The sequence below is a fragment of the Paenibacillus hamazuiensis genome (assembly GCF_023276405.1).
In the GTDB taxonomy this organism is placed as follows: Bacteria; Bacillota; Bacilli; order Paenibacillales; family NBRC-103111; genus Paenibacillus_AF; species Paenibacillus_AF hamazuiensis.
On record NZ_JALRMO010000001.1, the window covers coordinates 4,038,176 to 4,056,662 of the forward strand.

Here is an 18,487-nt window from a genome sequence, read left to right on the forward strand (position 1 = left end):
ACCATTATAAGCTTATTTGTCCAGGTTTTGCACGTTCATACCCCTTAGCAGATTCATTGCGTTAATTGCGGGAGGAAAACCCGAGTAGGGCACGGTATGGATAATCGTCTCCTCGATTTCCTTCGGCGTCAGACCTACGTTCAGTCCGGCGCGGATGTGCACCTTCAACTGCGGCTCTTTGCCAAGCACGGTCAGCATGGCAATCGTGGCGATTTCCCTTTCCCGCAGGCTTAAATGGTCGCGGCCGTAAATGTCGCCGAATACCTCCGCCAAAATTTTTCCCAAGTCGCCGAGCGGGGCGACGACCTCTTCTCCCGCTTGACCGTCTACTTTTCTCAGCATCTCCATACCGAACTCATAACGATTTTTCATTGAAACCAGCTCCTTGTTTGATGTCTGATCCCAGTTTAAACGTTAGAGCGCGCTCTAATGCAAGGGGGGGCGGAAAAACTTTTTAACTTCATTTGATTTTTATTGATAAAAATGGCATGAAAACGAATGGAATAGTCGAGCCATACCAGCTTCATTTTAGAGCTGGTGTTTACAAAACTTTATCTTGCAAACTCCATGGATTTGCCGGAAAATAAAGTGCGTAATCGATTTTGAATATGCCTGCCATCATGTAACGGGTGGAGTCTATGAGAAAACCCGGATGTTGCATTCTCTCCTTGCGGTGCGAATGCTGACGTCCGGGTTTTTATTGTCATTAGGCTTGCTATCCGCAGAAAGGAGGAGACTGCGACCGTCCTTTTTTCGAGAAGTGTTCTTCCGTGTAAGCTTTCGGAGGCAAACCAAAACCAGTCGAATTCGATTATTATTTTGAATGGAGGTATCTGTAATGTTTCAAATTCAATCGCCCAGCCTTATGAAAAGGCAATTAAAAATGCTTGCCTCATTTATTCTTGCCATTCTTGTCTCGGCAATATCGGTTTCGCCCGTATTTGCGGCAGCGGCAACTCCCGGGAAAACCGTAAATGCTTCGGCAACACTCGCATACAATCTCAAAGGACTAAAATATAACGTGGCCGTTCAAAAAGCTTATATCGCTTCAACGTATGTTTACGTGACCCAACGGTCCGGGGGAACATGTTATCTTTCCAGATTGCTCATCAATGGAAGCGACGCGACCTACGTCGATGAGATGACCGTCACCAATGCCGGTCACTGCCAAACGCTGGATATGTATACTTACAATAATATCAATTACTTTTATTTCAGTTCCAAAGCGGATCCTTCAACAACGTATAACTGGTCGCTCCAGGTGGCCAGGCTTCAATACAAAGCCGGCGCGACATATGATTATACGGATCTCCATCGGTTCACCTATATGAATTACGCCAATGAAACCGGTTCGAGATTAGGCGACACCTATCGTGTTGATGCCGGAGGCAACAGTACCCATACGGTTTTCCGCATACAAACGGCAGAAGGAAACGTAACCTGGTCCATTTATGATACGGTTGCATTGAACAAGCTGCTTGACGGCAATGAGCAGGTACGAATGGACAGCGCGGAGGCGGTCGGTGCCTGCGTTGCCAGCTTTACGCAGTCGGGCGATGCCATAATCAGGCCGAACGGTTCTTTCCAGGGTGTCGATATGCTCGGAAATACGGAAATCTATACGTCAGGCGGCGCGGAAGGCGATATTCCGCAGATCGCCATGTTGTCGGACACGGGAGTATATAAATCCCTTGTGAAGATTACCAACGTAGGAACCCATGAAATCGAGGGAGTACAGACGAAAAACGGCAACGTTTATTTCACTATAGTTACAGACCCGGTAAATAAACAAAATACGCAAAAAATTTATTACGTTTCCGACAGTATTTTTAAATAACCGCCGCCCACTTCTTCCAGATTGCTGAATTCGGCCCTTTTTTCAAAAAAATAACGCCTTGGTCCGGCTGGAGGAGCAGGAGGCCCTGCATCGCAGCCGTCTTCCTAAGGCGTTTCTTTTTCAAGATAAAGCTCATCTTGCCGAGTTTACTTCTGCCCGCCTCCGGGGAACAGGAACCGGCCGATCCATTGCATGGCCGGTTCGAACTGCCGGAACGAACCGTACAGCTTCTGCACCCGGTTCATCATCGACAGCATTTGATCCATTTGTTTCATCAAATCGTCGAACGAAAAAGCCGGCAGCTCCGGTTGACGGATGTTGTCCGTTAAAGAGTCGTTTTGACGGAGTCTTACCATTTTCGCGGGGTCCGGAAAAAAAGGCGGCGACGGCTGCGGATAACGGGTCCGCCGCTTTTTGGCGCCGCTGCGGACAACCGATTTCGCCATAGGATTCACCTCCGACCTGATGTGCTGGTATCAGCATATTCACAAAGCACTCGCGGTGGCTGTGCGCATATCGGAAAATTTCGTGCGGAATCCCGGCATTTCCGATGTTCGTTCCTCTATTTTTTACGAGTGTCGGGCGGAACGGCCGCTTCATAGATGAGCAATGATCCGTTATCGTCGTCCGGAACGGCATACAGACGAAGCTGCAGGCCGGCGCTCTCCAGAAACACAGGATTGCGGGTAATCACGTGCCCGAACGGAGACAGCTCCGTAACCGGCACCTCATGAACCGTCTGGAGGGTGTTCGTATCGATCAGGGCCAACCCGCCCAGCTCGTAAGGCGCACCCGCACCTCCAGCATAATTCGGCAGCTCCGCGATGCCGCTTGCTATCATTTTTCCCTCGCCGGCGTAATGTCCGTCCTGATAGTCTACAAAGTGACTTGAATTGTTTTGCGCGAGCAGCTCTTCCCCGTCCGGGGTCCAAACATAAAATTTGCGCGAGCCCCAGCTGTTTCCGATGAGCCTGCCGTCCCTGCCTTCGCGGACTGCTCCGCCGATATGATCGTTCACCCGAAAAGCCTCCCCCACTTTCATCGATTTCGGGTCGACTTTATATATAATGGAGCGGCTGTGCGGTCGGTATTCGGCGACAGGCACCCAAATATGCTCGCCGTCATAATCGATGCCGCCGGGATGATACATATCGCCTTCACCCAGACAGAGATCGTGCTGCAGCTTGCCTTCCCGGTCGAAAACAAACAGATGGCCGATTCCCCGGCCGGGAGAACGGTCAAACCCGTCAGGGGAAGATTCGCCGTACGATACCGGCTTCTCGATCAGCTCCACCGAAGATAAATAAAAGCGATCGCCGATGCGAATCATGCCTTGCGCATGATGGTTGTTGAACTGCAGTTGAACTTTTCCTTTTAACTCCCATTTCGTGCTGCGGGTAAGCTTTAGAAACTGGGCGATCAGACGCCGGTTCTCCATGTCCACCTGTCCTTCCGTTTGGCGGTCGGCGGTTTGGCCGATTCGTATTTCCAGTTTAAAGCTTGGCCGGTTGAGACGCCAACTCTTTTTTCAACATTTAAAGCGGTGTCAAGTTATCGGCAGCAGGGCATACGCTGACCCGGTTTCGGCCCTGCTGCTTGGACAAATAGAGAGCGTCATCCGCGCGCAGCAGCATCTGCTCCGCACTCATTCCGTCCGCGTACTCGACCAGACCGATGGAGACAGTAATCCGAATCGGCTCTCCGGAGGCTAAACGAAAGCCGGTGCTCTCCACCTTGAGGCGCATCCGCTCGGCGATCGATACCGCTTGGGAAACAGTGACGTCGCGGATCAATACGGCAAACTCCTCGCCGCCGCTGCGGCAAACCAAATCCCCTGACCGGCTCTGGTCCGTTAAAATGCCCGCAAACGACCGCAGCACCTCATCGCCGGACAAATGGCCGTAGAGGTCGTTGACTTGTTTAAATCGGTCGATATCGAGCAGCATAAGCACAAACGGCCTGCCTTCCGCCGCCCAAACCGGTATGCTCGTCCAAAACTTGCGCCGGTTGAACAGCCCTGTGAGGTAATCGGTTTCCGACTGCTCCTTCAGCCGTTTGTTTTGGTTGACGAGATTTTGTCCGTGAATATCGCCGACCCGCGCAAGCTTTACCGTTGTTCTTAACAGCTTGGCATATTCGTCGACCAGCAGCTCATACCTCGTTTGAAGCTCCCCGGCGGCGAAGTTCCTTCTTTGCAGATCCGCCTGAGCGTTTCGAAGTACGGAAAGCTCCTCTGCAAAAAGCTCTTGTTTTACTATTTTGCCCTCCACGATTACACATCCCCCGGTCATTCGATTTTTTACTACAAAATTCGTCATTTTTCTAGTTATTCCTCCATAAAATTAAATCAACTTTATTAAAATCTTTTAATGAAAGGTAGCGCCATCCTAATTCCCCCCAGCGGGAGGACCACAGGCTTCCGAAGCCGGCTTTGCTGCGCAAAGCCCTCAAGGCGCTCGGGCGCCCTGGACCCGCACAGTTGGAGAGAGTGCTCGCTTCTAGTTCGCGTTTGTCAGGCATGGATTTTTGCGCTTCGCGTCAAAAATCCTATGCCGGGCACGCTGCACTTATGACGCGGTGCCTTTGGAGTTTCTGAGTGCCGCGGGCCCGCGTTTGGTGCGTGGAGAGTGAGTTCATAAATGCCCACGCAAAAAATCCAAGTACAGTCAAGCTTTGTACTTGGATTTTAAATAGTTTACATAAATGGCAGAATGCTGCATAGTAGTCCATTTGGATATCAATTGGAACTCACAATGGGTTCAATTGACCAAAACCACGACACTACCACTAAAAAAGGGAATGTCCTCATTTTCGAAAGACCGATTGCATAGGCGCTATGGATACGGGTAGGTTAACGGTTGCTGACGAGCTTATTTGGCTCAAAAACGTCATTTTTAAATTGTAACGGTTATGGGAGAGCTTATTTCTCAACTTTTCTTCCTCCATACGATGAAAGTTCACAAATAACCGCTCTGGCAACCGTTGCCGTTCGGAAATCACCCATTTGGCCCCTTTAAGCTCAACTGCAACCGTTACGCCATGTACCGCATTTACCGCATGAGCCGAAACCGACCGCTGCACCGCTGTAACATGTAAATGTTTGGTTCAACCTATAGAGTTCGTCGAGATGGCAGCGGCATAGCGTTCTGGAAAACTCTGGGTACTCTCACAGTGAGCACATGCACATCTGCTCTGGCGCAAATCGCTCACGGGGTATCGCCTTCTTCCCGGCGACCGCCCGGAAAGCCACGCCGGATCGCCTTGCGGTCGGCGCCGTCCTTGCCGTACAGCTCGCGCATGATGCGGCGGCCGGTCGGCGTCTGCGCGAGACCGCCTTTCGCCGTCTCTCGATGCTTCTCCGGCATGCCGCTGCCGATCTCCAGCATCACCTGGATCACTTCGTCCGACGGGATGACGCTGCGCACGCCGGCCAGCGCCATATCCGCGGCCGCCAGTGCGGTAACCGCACCAAAGCCGTTGCGGATGATGCACGGCACCTCGACGAGCCCGGCTACGGGGTCGCAGATGAGGCCGAGCGTGTTTTTCAGCGCGAGGCCGACCGCGTGCACCGCCTGCGCCGGCGATCCGCCGCGCAGCTCCACGAGCGCGCCCGCCGCCATGCCGATGGCCGAGCCGACCTCGGCCTGGCAGCCGCCTTCGGCGCCGGACACAAAAGAGTTGTTGGCGATCACATACCCGATCGCCCCGGCGCAAAACAGCCCGGCGACCATCTGCCCGTCGCTCCAGCCGAACCGCTCCTGCGCGCTGACGAACGCGCCGGGAATGACGCCGCACGAGCCGGCCGTCGGCGTCGCGACGATGCGGCCCATCGACGCGTTCACCTCGGAGACGGCCAGCGCATAAGCCATCGCGAGCGACGCCTCGCTTCCGAGCAAACCGCCGTCCCCTGCGCGGTATGCCATAAGCCGCTGCGCATCGAGCCCGGTCAGCCCGCTGCGGGACAGCGTGGACTCGGTGAGCCCTTTGCGCACCGCCGTTTTCATCACTTCGTAATAGGCGACCATCTTCGCCCGCTCCTGCTCCATCGGACGGCCCGATTCGTGCGCCTGATCCTCGAGCATCACCTGCGAAATCGGCTTGCCCTCTTCCCGGCAAACGGCGGCCAGCTGCTCCAGCGTGCGGAATCTCATCGGCCGCCCTCCGTGATGTCGATGACCCGGACATCCGTAACATCCGACAGCGCGGACAAACGCTCCAGCAGCTCCGGAGCGAAGCCGCTGTCGGACTCGATCGCGGTCAATGCGGCGCCGCTTCGCCCCTTGCGGTCGAGATCCATCGACCCGATATTGATGTTTTCCCGGCCCAGCATCCCGGCTATCGCCGCAATCATACCCGGCCTGTCGGCGTGAAACACGAGCAGCGTCGGGTACATCGCCGAGAAACGGACATCGAAGCCGTTCACGTTTTCGATCTCGATGTTCCCCCCGCCGATCGAGGCGCCGCGCATATGGACTTCCCTATCCCCGGCGATAAGCCGGATTTCCGCCGTGTTCGGATGCGCCGCAAGCCCTCGGCCCGACCGAAAAAACACCTGCATCCCCGCCTCCACAGCCAATTCGAGCGACTGCGGAATCCGCATATCGTCCGTATCGCAGCCGAGCAGGCCGGCGGCTACCGCAAGATCGGTGCCATGCCCGCGATACGTATCGGCGAACGAGCCGAAAAAGGCGATGTCCGCCCGCTCCGGCGTGCAGCCGAGCAGCTCGCGGGCGACCCGCCCGAGGCGGACGGCCCCGGCCGTATGGGAGCTGGACGGCCCGACCATGGCGGGGCCGATGATGGAAAATACGTCTTTAAAGCGCATGCTGACCGTCCTCCCATGAGTAAAGACTCTCTTCGAACGGATAGTATACGCATTTTTTTCCAAAAATATGCATAACATCGGTTTTTCTCAAGTTCACCTGTTAACGCTGCTTATATCTCACCCTCTTGCCGATCATGGCACCGGCATAAAAGACCCCTAGAGCTGCAGCCGTGCTCCAAATGCTGTAACTCCAAACGTAAGAGCCGCAGAACATCGGCAGTTCCTCGCAAAGAACAGCGTGTCCGCTCGCAGGAAAGTTTCGCCCGTACCACGGGTACCCCGTACCGAGCAATGTCCCCAGATAAACAAACAATCCCTTCTCGAGCAAAAAACTTACCCCTACCCCATGAATGGCAAGGATCAGCGGAGCACGTCCCACATACCCGTAAAGCAGGACACCCATCGGTAAATAAGGTAACACCGAGAACAAGACGCCGTAATAGATCCACGATATTTCCCGGGACATATCCGCGGGCTCAGCGGAAAACATACTGTAGCTTACCGCTGCGACAACAAATGTGGCCACATAGAAACAACCGAACAAAAAACAGGAAAGAAAGGTAACGCTTAACCACGGATACCGCCTCGCCAAAATATCACCCCAAGCTTTGCTAGTCCGATAATAGATCAAGGACCCGAACCGCTTTGAACCCCGGCGCAAACCGAATCCGCACATGTCGTTCGGGTTCGGTATCCGTATCTGCCAGGGTGCTCCTCTCGCCCGATTGGAGGGGCAGATCGCTTCGGAGCAGCTGCAAATTATTCCGACTTCCTCAAACCTTCTACCTGGCACACTTCGGCCTCCGCAAATTTCTCCAGCGCGAATTTGAAGCCCCGCGCGACAATCCGAAGCTCGTGCAGGGGAACGATTTCCCCGGCTGGGCCCGAGCTGGCATGCAATAAGGCTCTAAAGTCCATATGGCCTTCCGGCGTCAAATGAACTTCATCGTACAGCCACCAGTCTCCGTCCGCATCGTCGGGTATTTCGCAAATATGCACATCTTCAAAGGTCAAGTAACCGGTGCCGTATAGCCCTAACGAACCGCTCCCGTCCAGTTTGACAACGACGACGCCGTCTTCGGACGATTGAACGGATATGATTTTGGCATCGTGCAGATTGTGTTTCTCATACATCGCCGTAAAGTTTTCGGGAAGCTTGGAGCGAATTTCATGATACTCCTCCCGGCTGCTCCGGGATGCCGTCAACCACTCTTTGTCATATTTCTCGGCCCATTGACTGACATATTCGGTCAATTCTTCGGTACGCGGTTCGGTTTCCGCTACGAATTGCTCGAATATGGCCGAAACGCGGTAGTCCGGCACATATTTGAGCAAAAGCGGTTTGAGATGCAGAAATTCCTGCCGCCTTTCGGAGCGGTAATCGCGGCCTTGTGCAGCGAACCATTCTATCGATTCTTCGCTTTGCTCGTTCAGATGAGGGACCACCCGCAAATAACCGCAGACCTGCATTTTCTCGTACATTTCTTTAGTAAAATAAAGCATAAGCCGGATTACCCCCATAAGTAACATAATTTGGCACACATGTAAAAAGACGATCCGGCATTAAAAAAGTTGCACTTGCGCAGCGATGTTTCGAGCATAACACAAAAAAACCTCATCCCCGGCGGCAGCCCGACACCGGGCCTTCCCGCCAAAAGATAAGGTTTTCCTGCCGTTTCCCTTGAAAACACCGTCACTTCTGCACGAAGTCGATTTCCAAAAACCGTTCCACTTCCGTCTCCCACCGCTCCCGCACGAACTTCACATGCAGCGGATGCGCGTTATAGCTGTCATAGTCGTCCTGGCTGGCAAAATCCATCGAAAACCCGTAGTCGTAGTCGTTTTTGACGCTGACCTGCCGGAACACGGCGAAGTTGCGGACAACGGGTATCGATGTCAATATTTCCCTTCCGTCCTGCAGGAATTGTTCCGCTTCCAACGAACCTTGCGGATGTTTCAAATTAAAAATGACCATATGGCGGATGCCTTGAACATTCGCTTGATCCGCCTGCTCCTGCCGGTCTTGACCGCTCATGAAAATCATCCTTTCGCGTGAATCGCGTTTGCCACCGAACCGTGCGGATGACGCTCGGCGCAAGCCGCCTCCATCAATCCTTTGATATAGCCGACGCCAAACAAACGGCCGAGCGTTTCGTAGCCGGGATTGGCGTTGTCTTCCCCTTCCATGGTCGGCACATGGTCGGGCCGGCACAGCCCCTGGTACCCGACTTCGACATACGTCTTCATCGCTTCGTACATATCCGTTTTGCCGTCGTCGTGGAACGTCTCCGCGAACTTTTCCGCCGTCCCGCGCACGTCCCGGAAATGGACGAAAAACAGCTTGTTTTGCGCCGCAAACCGGCGGATGACGCTCGGAATATGCTCGCCCGCCGTCGCGAGCGTCCCCTGGCACAACGTGATGCCGCTGTATTCGCTCGGCACAAGATCGATCGCCCGCTGCAGCGCCTCGGCGCTGCGCAGTATCCGCGACACGCCGCGAATCGGGGAAACCGGCGGGTCGTCGGGGTGCAGCGCCAGGCGCACCTTTGCTTTCTCGGCTGCCGGAACGATGCGCTCCAAATAATAATGCAGGTTTTCCCAGAGCCGTTCCTCCGAAACGGTTCCCGCTTCGGTGAGCGGAGCATTTTGCATAAGCGAATGGTCGTAGCTCGATACGAGCGCTCCTCCACGGGTAGCTGTCGTCGTCGAAGTGCGAAACCAGTTGAACTGTGCCATGAAATTATAACATAATACCGGGATGCCCGCCGCCCCCATGCTCTCGATCAACTGCTGCATGGACTCGATTTCCTCGTCGCGCCCCGGCAAGCCGAGCTTGATCTTGTTCGTCGGCGGAGCCGATTCGATGACCGCGAGCTTGAAGCCGAAGTCCTCGAAGCGCATCTTCATATGAAGCAGACTCATGAAATCCCACGGCTTCCGCTCCTTTTCTTCCCAAGGCAGGGGGCCTACCGCGTAATCTACGCCCATCTGCTTCGCCAGATGCCACAGCCTGGTCGGGCGGGAAGGCAAAAATTCCGCCAATTGCATGCTGCACCGCTCCCTTCCTTATTTTTTGCTCAGCTTCGCTTCGATGTCCTTGCCTTTTTTCACGATTTTCTCGTACGCCTGATCGAGCGATTGCTTGCCGAACATCACCGATTCCATTTCCGTTTGATACGTCTTGACGTAGTCCTCCCATCCCGGAGGCGCCGGGTAAAACGGCAGCGCTTTGCCGATTGCCGCTTCCAGCAAATCTTTGCCGATGGTATCCGTTTTTTTCAAATTCGGCTCGAGAGTCTTATAAATTTGCTGATTGATCGGGATTCCGCGGGTCGTACCCAGGATTTTGCCGGCCTCCTGGTCCGTAATGAACCATCTCGCGAATTTTTTCGCTTCCGCTTTATTGGCCGAGGAGCTGCTGACGCTGAGGAAGATGGTCGACTGCGCCCAGCCGCCACCGGACGGGCCGACCGGGTTGTTCACGACGGCGACCTTGCCCGGCATGAGCCCTTCCAGCACGCTGACGGAGCCGACCGTGGCCCCTCTTGTCATGACGGTGCCGGAAGCCATCGGGTCCGATTTCGGGTCGTTTTCCTTGAACGCGGCCTGCACCTGAGCCGGAGGCACAACGCCGTCCTTGCGAAACTGCTCGTACGTTTGGTTGAATTTGTACCATAAGTCTTTGTCCAGGTTAAACTTGGTGCCGTCGACCATGACCGGACCTTTGCCGTAAGACGTCTGATAAAACTGATACCAATCCCAACCGGTGGAAGAATCGGATATGCCGTATTTATCCTTCGGCAATTTGGACCGCGCTTCCTTCGCAAACGCAAAGTAATCGTCCCAAGTCCAATCTTTTGCGGGCAGCTTGATGCCGGCCGCCTCCAGCTCGGCTTTGTTGAAAACGATGCCCGATCCGTTATGGCTGAGCGGAATGCCGTACAGCTTGCCGCCGATTTTCAGATTTTCCAAAATTTTCGGATCGACAATGCCCTTCAAGTCGACGTCGGACAAATCCTCCAGCAGTCCGCGTTTGGCGTAATCCTGAATGTAGGCTCCGTCCATTTGCAGCACGTCGGTCATCGATTTCGAGGCGGCCAGCGTCGTCAGCTTTGTCCAATATGCGTCCCAGTCCAAATATTCCGACGTAAACTTGACGTTCCCGTTCTGCTGCTGATACAGCTCGATCGCCTTCAGCGTAGCCTGGTGTCTGGCGTCTGGCCCCCACCACATGATCTTCATGTTGACCGGGCCGCTTCCCTCCTTCTTCCCGTCCGCGTTTCCCGACTTGCCGGAAGCCGGAGCGCTCCCTCCGCTGCAGCCCGCCAGGGCGAGTGCGCCGGACAGCGTTACGGCCGCCAGCGCAGATAACCTTTTTGTTCGTTGCGACATGATCTTTAAGCCCCTTCCCTTTATCATGAATTTTATTGAAACTACCCTTTAATGCCGGTAGTAGCAATCCCTTCGACGAAATGCTTCTGCGCCAGGAAAAACACGATGACGGAAGGAAGAACCGACAGCAGAGACATGGCCAGCAGCTGCCCCCACTGGACTTCGAACTGGTCGACAAACATGCGCAGCCCGAGGCTGACGGTATATTTTTCGATCGAGCTTAAATAAAGCACCTGCCCGAAGAAGTCGTCCCAGCTCCAGATGAATGTGAAAATCGCCACCGTCACGAGCGCCGGCTTAACAAGCGGGAAAATGATGCGCAGGAAGATGCCGTACACCGATGCGCCGTCGATTTTCGCCGCTTCGTCCAGCTCCCGCGGAATACCCCGGATAAACTGTACGAGCAGGAAGATGAAAAACGCGCCGCCGCCGAGAAAATGAGGCAGTATAAGCGGAATATAGCTGTTGACGAGCCCCAGGTTGTTGTAAAAGATGTACTGCGGAATGATCGTCACCTGCCCCGGCAGCATCAGCGTCAGCAGCAAAATCGAAAACCAAAATCCGCGAAACTTGAAGTTCAGGCGCGCGAACCCGTATGCGACCAGAGCGCTTGTCACGACACCTCCCAGCACGTTGAAAAACTCCATCATCAGCGTGTTGGCATAGAAGGTCGTGAAATTGTAATCCGCGGAAATGAACCAGCCTTTGGTGAAATTTTCCCACATCGGCTCCTCCGGCCAAATCGACGGCGAGCCCATTTCCGAATTTTTCTTGAGCGAAGCCCCTATCCACCAAAATACCGGATACAGCATAAGGAACGACATGACGGGCAGCACAAGCTGGCTGACGAGGTTTTTCGACCGTTGGGTTCTCATCCGTTCGCACGTCCTCCTTCCGACTCGTAGTACACCCAATATTTGGACACGAGAAAGTTAAGCGCGGTCAGCACGGCGATAATGATCAGCAGGATCCACGCGAGCGCGGAGGCATAGCCCATCTGGTAATGCTTGAACGCTTTTTCAAAAAGAAACAATGCATACATATACGTGGAGTTGGCCGGTCCCCCTTTCGTGATGATGAAGGCGGACGTAAACATTTGGAAAGAGCCGATGACGCCGAGAACCAGGTTAAAGAACATGACCGGGGACAGCATGGGCAGCGTAATATGGAAAAACTTGCGGAGAGGGTTCGCGCCGTCAACCGATGCGGATTCGTACAAATCTTGCGGTATTTGCTTCAGCCCTGCGAGGAAAATGACCATCGTCGACCCGAACTGCCAGGCGTTTAAGAGCACCAGCGTCGCCAGCGACGTATCCGGATTGGACAGCCAGCCGACGCCTTGAATGCCAAACCAGCCGAGCACGTGATTCACATACCCTTTCAAATCGAACATGTTTCGCCAAAGCACGGAAACGGCGATGCTGCCGCCGATCAGCGAAGGGAAGTAAATCGCGGTCCGGTACACATTGATGCCGCGAATGCTCCGATTCAGCAGCATGGCGACCATCAAGGAAAAAAGCAGCTTCAGCGGCACGGAGAAAAGAACGAAGGTGAAGGTGACTTTGAGCGATTGTTTGAATATTTCGTCACGGAGGAAGATCTCCTCGTAGTTGCTAAGGCCGACCCATGAAGGGTCCTCCAGCAGCGAATATTCCGTGAAGGAAAGATAAAACGATCTGACAATCGGCCACAACGTCAGCAGAAAAAAGCCGATCAACCACGGCGAGATAAACAAATAGCCGGCTATATGCTGGCGTCCGAACGCCGCACTTTTGCGCAGCCGGGATAATGCAGACTCCTGATACACAGACGTTTTCGCAATCATCCGGAACTGCTCCTTCCACTTAATTTCCATTTTAGAAGCGCTTTCAAACAAACTTGATTTATCGTAATTAACAAAGTATCAGACCGGCATCGTCTTGAACAGTAGAGGATTTATTGAAAATGTTTGTTTTTTTTAATTCGCATCGCGAAATTCGCTGGGAGACAGTCCGACCTTCTTCTTGAAAATTTGGCTGAAATACCTGGAATCATGGTAACCTACCTTCTCGGCCACCTCATAGTTTTTCAGGTGCGTTTGCCTCAGCAGCCTCTTCGCGTTGCCGATCCGAATGTCGGTCAAATGCTCGATGAAGGTGACGCCCATGTTCGTTTTAAACAGCGTGCTGAGGTATGCGGGCGTGATGAACACCTTCTCCGCCACGTAAGGGAGCGATGCTTTGTCGTATTCATTTTCCATCAATGCAAGCGCCTTTTTTATAATCGTGCGCTGAAGGCCGTCTCTGGAAAAACAATCGCTCACGCTTTTCACGTACCCGCAAACGCTCCTTTTCATCTCATCCAACGTCTGCGTTTGCAGCACGGCCATGATGTCCGGTTTCACGGTAGGACTCTCGCGGGCATAGGTTTTGATCCGAAGCTCGAGGCTGATCAGCAGATGGGCTGAAGCGTCGTTTACTTGCTCCGGCTTCGGCAATCCGCCTTGCAGCAGAGCTTCATAGAAGGCATCGACGGCCCTCTCGACCGCATTCGCGGTCCGGCCGCCCTGAATAAGCTGAAACAGCTCCTCTTCCTTATCGTCCGGATATTTCACCTCGCTTGAAAAAGGTTTTACGCTGCTGAAATAGATGATTTCCGCGATTCCCTGATAATATTTGTGAGTTAGCGCAGACGCTGCTTGATTGTAACCGATGTGCAGGTCCGAGAGGTGCCGGCACGGATTGCCGATGGCGGTCGTCACCGTGCCGGAGAATGGTTGCGAGTAATGATTTTGGAGGATGCCGTGCAGACGATGGAGCTTCTCCCTGTCGTCCCAGGAGAAAATCATGCCGATGCGGCTTGGTTCGTCGATGAATGTGATGCAGCCGGCCGGCGCATTGCGTTCGATGGCCTCGCAAGCTTCGAGGATCCCGCTGTCGGCCGGCCCGGCATGGGGCGGGTTCGGGCTCAGTTCGAACAAGGCCAGGGTCGGGTAGGAGAAATAGGCGCGGATTCCCAAGTTCGTGAGCCTCGCCCTGAATTCCTCCGGCCGGATGCGGCCGCTTCGGATGAGGCCGGCCAGCTCCCTGTCCCAGTCGGCCCGCTTCCCCGCCCCCCTGTCAGCCCCATAGGCGGGTACGGTCGTGCTTTTGTTCATATCCGTTCATCCCCTCAGGTAGAAAAGTTATGAATACGTCGGTCGCCGTAAGGTTATCCCGTATACTGCTTGTAAAAATCAAATCCCCGGATCAGTTTCTCCTCCGTACGGTCTGCGTCCCCCGTTTTAATAAGCTCGAGCAGCTCCGTATGCGAATTTGGGATGCTGTAACCTTTATGATCCTGATTCGTAATGGTGATAAAGCGCATAATTTTCGTTTTGATGCTGTTCCAAATGTCCTGAAGCAGCTCATTGCCGCTCCGTTCGTAAAAATACCCATGAAACGCCATATCCAGCTCGACCAGCCGGTCAGGGTCCCCTTCGTCAACGGACGCCCTCATTCCCGCGACGATTTGCTCCAGTCGGCTGATGTCTTCGGCTGTGAGCGCTTTCATCATCGCCCGCAGCGCGTGGCCTTCAATCAGCTGGCGCAGCTCGTAAATGTCGCGAATTTCCTTGGCCGTAATTTCGGAAACGGCGGAGCCCTTGTTCGTTTTGCCGACGATCAGTCCTTCCTGCTTGAGCCTCTCCAGCGCTTCCCTTACCGGAGCTTGGCTGACGCTGAATTCCCCCGCGATCTCAAGGACGATCAGGCGGTGTCCGGGCGGCAATTCCCCCTTCATGATCTTCTTTTTTAAAGAAATATACACATGCTCGCTGAGAGAAATCGGAGCTCGCGCCAGGTTCGCGGTTTCCATGATTGGCGAATCCCACCTTTCTGCGGCGAAAAAGCAAATTATCGATAATCGATAATAGTATCGTATGAGGCCATCCAGATTTTGTCAAGCGCTTTCCAAAAAAATCAAACAAAATCAAAATATTATGGCATCGCCTTCCTCCCCGCTCGCTTTGTAAGATGGTCATGTACCGGGGGCAACGTAACGTACTCCGCTCAAATGTTTTGACGAACCCGAGGAGGTGCAGGAAACTTGTCCAAACAGGTCGTGTTTATCACGGATGCCGACAGCGATTCCGGAAAAGCGCTCATTCGGCGGTTTGCCCGCGAAGGCGCCGGTCTGCTTCTGAACAGCGCATCCGGCGGCAAGGAATTGTCGAATTTGCCGGAATTATCCCGAACCGACGGGACGAAGGCGCACATCGTCAATATTGACTTATGCAAAAGCAGCCATATTTCAGCCATGCTGGACGAGGCCGAACGGGAGCTTGGCGCCGTTACGGCGCTTGTGCACAATAACCGCGCCATCGGGCCGGCTCTTGTGGAAACATGCGGCGAAGCGCTGTTTCTCGACATTTTGAACGCCAACGCCAAATCGGCCTTCTTCTGCACGCAGACGGTCGGCCGGCGAATGGCTGCCCGGGGCGGCGGTTCGGTCGTTTTGGTCGGCTCCATCCATGGGGAGAAACCGACGGGCGCGTCGTTTCCTTACAGTGCGTCGCAAGGCGCCGTCAAAATGCTTGCCCGCGAAGCTGCGATTTTTCTCGGCCGGCATGGGATCAGGGTGAACCTTATCGAAATGGGGCCGGTCGAAGGTTCGGACGTTTTGTTCCAAAGCGAGCTCTCGTCGCTGTACGATTCGTACCGTTATAAAGTGCCAAGCGGCGAATTGGGCACTTGCGACGACTTGGCCGAGCTCGCCTGCTTTCTTTGCCGGGACGAAGCGCAGTATTTGAACGGGGCGGATATCCGGCTGGACGGCGGGTTTTTGATGCATTATATGGATAGTAAGGTGAGCCCCCCACCAAGTCCCCCACCGGGGGACCATTCCATTTCAGCTTCTGAGTCAAGGGGCACCCCCTAAATTGAGGGACACCCCCTAAATCGAGGGGCACCCCCTAAATCCCCCTAAAGGGGGACCCCAGGCGCTCGGGCGCCCTGGACCCGCCCTTAGGGAGGGAGTGCTCGCTGCTAGTTCGCGTTTGTCCGGCATGGATTTTTGCTTTCGCTAAAAAATCCTATGCCTGACACGCTTAACTTCAGGAGCGGAGACTTTTGGAGCGGATGCGTGCCTCTTGCCCGCGTTTGTCGGCATAGGTTTTGCTGACGCAAAACTCTATGCCAACACGCTCTACCAAATTTCGGCAAGCCAGAGTATCCGCAAGTCTATAAATTCAACTAAACAACCGAGGAGGGGAAGCCTTATGAGCGTAGCGGGAAAAACGGCTCTGGTCACCGGGGCGGGCACAGGGATCGGCAAAGGGATCGCGCTGGAGCTCGCCAAACAAGGCGCCAAGGTGGCCGTTCATTACAACTCCAGCGAATCCGGGGCTGCCGATACGAAGAGACGGATCGACGAGTTGGGGGGCGAAGCGATCCTCGTGAAGGCCGCTGTCGCCTGCCAGGATGAGATACGCCGGATGGTCGACGAGACGGCGGCGCATTTTGGAGGCATCGATATTTTAATCAACAACGCAGCGCTCCAGCTTAACTGCGATTGGTCCGATTATACCGAGGAACAGTTCGACCGCATGATGGCCATCAATCTGAAGGGCTATTGGCAGTGCATCCAGGCTGTCGTGCCTTTTATGAAAAAGAAACAGGCCGGCCGCATCGTCAATATCTCCTCCGTGCACGGTAAAAGGCCGACCGACTTCGACGTCGTTTACTGCATGAGCAAAGGCGGCGTCAAGATGCTGGGCAGGGAATGCGCAATCGAGCTTGCGCAATACGGCATTACCGTGAACACCATCGCTCCCGGCGCGGTGGACGTCGGCAAATACAAGGAACCGCGCAAGCCTCCCAGCCGTAAAAAGTTTCCGCTCGGACGCGTCGGGCTGCCTTCGGACGTCGGCAGCCTCGTGTGTTACATCGCCTCGGACGACACGGAGTTTATGTCCGGCGCGACGATTCGGCTGGACGGCGCCAGCATGCTTCTGTAAATTTTGGGTCAACTTATTCTGCAAAGGAGAGGTTCCATGCTGAAACAGGAAAATTATGAAAGCACGCTTGCCCATGTCAATACGTATTCCCGGCCCTCCGACCTGAAAATCACCGATATCCGCTTCGCCGATATTGCCGGCGCCCCGATGCACTGCAGCTTGATCAAGGTGTACACAAATCAAGGAATCGTCGGCTTCGGCGAAGTGCGCGACGGCGCCGACAAAACGTTCGCCCTTATGCTGAAAGCGAGGCTACTGGGCGAAAATCCGTGCCATATCGACAAGCTGTTCCGGCGCATCAAGCAGTTCGGAGGGCATGCTCGGCAAGGGGGCGGCGTCAGCGGGCTGGAGATCGCGCTTTGGGATATTGCCGGCAAAGCTTACGGCATTCCGGTTTATCAGATGCTCGGCGGCAAGTTCCGCGACAAAATCCGCATGTACTGCGATACCGACGTGGGCGGCAAAGACAGCGGCTCCGCAATGGGCGCCGCCTTGAAGAAAAGAATGGAAAAAGGATTTACGTTTCTGAAAATGGATCTCGGCATCAACCAAATCATTCATGAACCGGGGACGCTCAGCGCTCCTCTCGGCTTTTTGGAAGAAATGAGAGCGCTGTCGGGGGCATGGCATAACCGCAAAAACGCGAATTTGCCGGAGCAGGAGCTTAGACAATTGCGAAACCGCCACTATGATATTTACAATATCGCCCACCCTTTTACAGGCATTCATGTAACCGAGAAAGGGCTTGACATGCTGGAGCAATATGTCGCCGAGGTCCGGGCCGTCATCGGGTACGAAGTGCCGCTCGCGATCGACCATTTCGGCCATATCGGGCTGCAGGACTGCATCAAGCTCGGAAGACGGATCGACAAGTTCAATTTGGCCTGGATGGAAGATATGATTCCGTGGCAGTACACCGACCAATACGCACAGCTTGCGAGATCCGTGACGACGCCGATTTGCACCGGCGAAGATATTTACTTGAAGGAAAATTTCCGGCCCCTGCTCGAATCGGGAGGCGTTTCCGTCATCCATCCGGACGTGCTGACGACGGGAGGCATTTTGGAGACGAAAAAAATCGGCGATATGGCCCAGGAGTACGGCGTCGCGATGGCCATCCATATGGCGGAAAGTCCGATCGCCTGCCTGGCCGCCGTCCATGCCGCCGCCGCGACGGAAAATTTCCTGGCGCTCGAATTCCATTCCGTCGACGTCGATTGGTGGGACGATCTGATCGTCGGCAAGCTGCCGAAGCCGCTCGTGCAAAACGGTTTTATAACCGTCCCGGACGCCCCGGGCCTTGGCATCGAATCGCTGAACGACGAGGTCATCGCCCAGCATCTTCATGCGGAAATCCCGGGTTTATGGGAAGCAACCGACCAATGGAACCGGTACTGGTCACACGACCGTTTGTGGAGCTAAAGCTTCCCCCTCTTTTTCCAAAAATCAAACCAAAGCG

At 54.4% G+C, this 18,487-nt stretch carries 19 protein-coding genes and 1 pseudogene; 5 read left to right on the forward strand and 15 right to left on the reverse strand.

The features are described 5' to 3' along the window. Nucleotides 1-12 precede the first annotated feature (12 nt). Entirely contained in the window at nt 13-372 is a 360-nt protein-coding gene (locus MYS68_RS17635; RefSeq protein ID WP_248927093.1) for a carboxymuconolactone decarboxylase family protein, read from the reverse strand. A gap of 466 nt (nt 373-838) precedes the next feature. Between MYS68_RS17635 and MYS68_RS17640 the strand changes: the two genes are divergently transcribed. Next, nucleotides 839-1,837, forward strand: coding sequence for a phage baseplate protein (locus MYS68_RS17640; RefSeq protein ID WP_248927094.1), 999 nt, complete (start codon nt 839-841; stop codon nt 1,835-1,837). A 146-nt stretch (nt 1,838-1,983) separates the two neighbouring features. Here the strand turns inward: MYS68_RS17640 and MYS68_RS17645 are convergent, their stop codons facing one another. From MYS68_RS17645 to MYS68_RS17670, 6 genes are all read right to left on the reverse strand, one after another. Continuing rightward, on the reverse strand, nt 1,984-2,283 hold the full coding sequence (locus tag MYS68_RS17645; protein WP_248927095.1) for a hypothetical protein: 300 nt from the start codon (nt 2,281-2,283) through the stop codon (nt 1,984-1,986). A gap of 116 nt (nt 2,284-2,399) precedes the next feature. Then, nucleotides 2,400-3,275, reverse strand: coding sequence for a DUF6454 family protein (locus MYS68_RS17650; protein ID WP_248927096.1), 876 nt, complete (start codon nt 3,273-3,275; stop codon nt 2,400-2,402). Nucleotides 3,276-3,372: 97 nt separating this feature from the next. Further along, entirely contained in the window at nt 3,373-4,107 is a 735-nt protein-coding gene (locus MYS68_RS17655; protein ID WP_248927097.1) for a GGDEF domain-containing protein, read from the reverse strand. 936 nt (nt 4,108-5,043) lie between these two features. Continuing rightward, nucleotides 5,044-5,988 carry an L-serine ammonia-lyase, iron-sulfur-dependent, subunit alpha gene (sdaAA, locus tag MYS68_RS17660; protein WP_248927098.1) on the reverse strand — a complete coding sequence of 315 codons (945 nt, stop codon included), beginning with the start codon at nt 5,986-5,988 and terminating at the stop codon, nt 5,044-5,046. Then, complete coding sequence (sdaAB, locus tag MYS68_RS17665; protein ID WP_248927099.1) at nt 5,985-6,662, reverse strand: L-serine ammonia-lyase, iron-sulfur-dependent subunit beta; 678 nt, start codon at nt 6,660-6,662, stop codon at nt 5,985-5,987. The genes sdaAA and sdaAB overlap by 4 nt, the downstream gene beginning before the upstream one ends. A 100-nt stretch (nt 6,663-6,762) precedes the next feature. Next, nucleotides 6,763-7,188, reverse strand: coding sequence for a hypothetical protein (locus MYS68_RS17670; RefSeq protein WP_248927100.1), 426 nt, complete (start codon nt 7,186-7,188; stop codon nt 6,763-6,765). A 106-nt stretch (nt 7,189-7,294) separates the two neighbouring features. Between MYS68_RS17670 and MYS68_RS39100 the strand changes: the two are divergent. Beyond that, nucleotides 7,295-7,492: pseudogene (locus MYS68_RS39100) on the forward strand (cytochrome P450); the annotation flags it as partial. Here the strand turns inward: MYS68_RS39100 and MYS68_RS17680 are convergent. The 8 genes from MYS68_RS17680 to MYS68_RS17715 all read right to left on the reverse strand — a co-directional run bounded on the left by MYS68_RS17680 (nt 7,422) and on the right by MYS68_RS17715 (nt 14,888). Then, on the reverse strand, nt 7,422-8,165 hold the full coding sequence (locus tag MYS68_RS17680) for a DUF4085 family protein (protein WP_248927101.1): 744 nt from the start codon (nt 8,163-8,165) through the stop codon (nt 7,422-7,424). The pseudogene MYS68_RS39100 and the gene MYS68_RS17680 sit on opposite strands and share 71 nt — an antisense overlap. Before the next feature lie 190 nt (nt 8,166-8,355). Continuing rightward, nucleotides 8,356-8,697, reverse strand: a complete 342-nt coding sequence (locus MYS68_RS17685; protein ID WP_248927102.1) for a Dabb family protein — start codon at nt 8,695-8,697, stop codon at nt 8,356-8,358. A gap of 5 nt (nt 8,698-8,702) precedes the next feature. Further along, entirely contained in the window at nt 8,703-9,710 is a 1,008-nt protein-coding gene (locus tag MYS68_RS17690; RefSeq protein WP_248927103.1) for a mannonate dehydratase, read from the reverse strand. 18 nt (nt 9,711-9,728) lie between these two features. After that, entirely contained in the window at nt 9,729-11,054 is a 1,326-nt protein-coding gene (locus MYS68_RS17695) for an ABC transporter substrate-binding protein (RefSeq protein WP_248927104.1), read from the reverse strand. Between the two features lie 41 nt (nt 11,055-11,095). Continuing rightward, nucleotides 11,096-11,929: a carbohydrate ABC transporter permease gene (locus MYS68_RS17700; protein WP_248927105.1), complete on the reverse strand. Its 834-nt coding sequence runs from the start codon at nt 11,927-11,929 to the stop codon at nt 11,096-11,098. Continuing rightward, nucleotides 11,926-12,879: a carbohydrate ABC transporter permease gene (locus MYS68_RS17705; protein ID WP_248927106.1), complete on the reverse strand. Its 954-nt coding sequence runs from the start codon at nt 12,877-12,879 to the stop codon at nt 11,926-11,928. The genes MYS68_RS17700 and MYS68_RS17705 overlap by 4 nt, the downstream gene beginning before the upstream one ends. Before the next feature lie 132 nt (nt 12,880-13,011). Continuing rightward, the gene (locus tag MYS68_RS17710; RefSeq protein ID WP_248927107.1) at nt 13,012-14,190 is read right to left on the reverse strand and encodes a helix-turn-helix domain-containing protein; all 1,179 of its coding nucleotides are present in this window, start codon (nt 14,188-14,190) and stop codon (nt 13,012-13,014) included. Nucleotides 14,191-14,243: 53 nt separating this feature from the next. After that, nucleotides 14,244-14,888, reverse strand: a complete 645-nt coding sequence (locus MYS68_RS17715; protein ID WP_248927108.1) for a GntR family transcriptional regulator — start codon at nt 14,886-14,888, stop codon at nt 14,244-14,246. Nucleotides 14,889-15,119: 231 nt separating this feature from the next. On the opposite strand from MYS68_RS17715, the gene MYS68_RS17720 reads away from it, so the two are divergent. The 3 genes from MYS68_RS17720 to MYS68_RS17730 all read left to right on the forward strand — a co-directional run bounded on the left by MYS68_RS17720 (nt 15,120) and on the right by MYS68_RS17730 (nt 18,450). Then, entirely contained in the window at nt 15,120-15,950 is an 831-nt protein-coding gene (locus MYS68_RS17720) for an SDR family NAD(P)-dependent oxidoreductase (RefSeq protein WP_248927109.1), read from the forward strand. A gap of 340 nt (nt 15,951-16,290) precedes the next feature. Then, a complete protein-coding gene (locus MYS68_RS17725; RefSeq protein ID WP_248927110.1) occupies nt 16,291-17,028 on the forward strand; it encodes an SDR family NAD(P)-dependent oxidoreductase in 738 nt (245 codons plus the stop codon). A gap of 36 nt (nt 17,029-17,064) precedes the next feature. Beyond that, nucleotides 17,065-18,450 (forward strand): mandelate racemase/muconate lactonizing enzyme family protein, encoded by a 1,386-nt coding sequence (locus MYS68_RS17730; protein WP_248927111.1) that lies wholly within the window; start codon nt 17,065-17,067, stop codon nt 18,448-18,450. Nucleotides 18,451-18,487 lie beyond the last annotated feature (37 nt).

Bases quoted from the DNA above. Each gene is read 5' to 3' on its own strand.
- MYS68_RS17635 (WP_248927093.1), bottom strand. From the start codon at position 372: ATGAAAAATCGTTATGAGTTCGGTATGGAGATGCTGAGAAAAGTAGAC.
- MYS68_RS17640 (WP_248927094.1), top strand. From the start codon at position 839: ATGTTTCAAATTCAATCGCCCAGCCTTATGAAAAGGCAATTAAAAATG.
- MYS68_RS17645 (WP_248927095.1), bottom strand. From the start codon at position 2,283: ATGGCGAAATCGGTTGTCCGCAGCGGCGCCAAAAAGCGGCGGACCCGT.
- MYS68_RS17650 (WP_248927096.1), bottom strand. From the start codon at position 3,275: ATGGAGAACCGGCGTCTGATCGCCCAGTTTCTAAAGCTTACCCGCAGC.
- sdaAA (WP_248927098.1), bottom strand. From the start codon at position 5,988: ATGAGATTCCGCACGCTGGAGCAGCTGGCCGCCGTTTGCCGGGAAGAG.
- sdaAB (WP_248927099.1), bottom strand. From the start codon at position 6,662: ATGCGCTTTAAAGACGTATTTTCCATCATCGGCCCCGCCATGGTCGGG.
- MYS68_RS17680 (WP_248927101.1), bottom strand. From the start codon at position 8,165: ATGCTTTATTTTACTAAAGAAATGTACGAGAAAATGCAGGTCTGCGGT.
- MYS68_RS17685 (WP_248927102.1), bottom strand. From the start codon at position 8,697: ATGAGCGGTCAAGACCGGCAGGAGCAGGCGGATCAAGCGAATGTTCAA.
- MYS68_RS17690 (WP_248927103.1), bottom strand. From the start codon at position 9,710: ATGCAATTGGCGGAATTTTTGCCTTCCCGCCCGACCAGGCTGTGGCAT.
- MYS68_RS17695 (WP_248927104.1), bottom strand. From the start codon at position 11,054: ATGTCGCAACGAACAAAAAGGTTATCTGCGCTGGCGGCCGTAACGCTG.
- MYS68_RS17700 (WP_248927105.1), bottom strand. From the start codon at position 11,929: ATGAGAACCCAACGGTCGAAAAACCTCGTCAGCCAGCTTGTGCTGCCC.
- MYS68_RS17705 (WP_248927106.1), bottom strand. From the start codon at position 12,879: ATGATTGCGAAAACGTCTGTGTATCAGGAGTCTGCATTATCCCGGCTG.
- MYS68_RS17710 (WP_248927107.1), bottom strand. From the start codon at position 14,190: ATGAACAAAAGCACGACCGTACCCGCCTATGGGGCTGACAGGGGGGCG.
- MYS68_RS17715 (WP_248927108.1), bottom strand. From the start codon at position 14,888: ATGGAAACCGCGAACCTGGCGCGAGCTCCGATTTCTCTCAGCGAGCAT.
- MYS68_RS17725 (WP_248927110.1), top strand. From the start codon at position 16,291: ATGAGCGTAGCGGGAAAAACGGCTCTGGTCACCGGGGCGGGCACAGGG.
- MYS68_RS17730 (WP_248927111.1), top strand. From the start codon at position 17,065: ATGCTGAAACAGGAAAATTATGAAAGCACGCTTGCCCATGTCAATACG.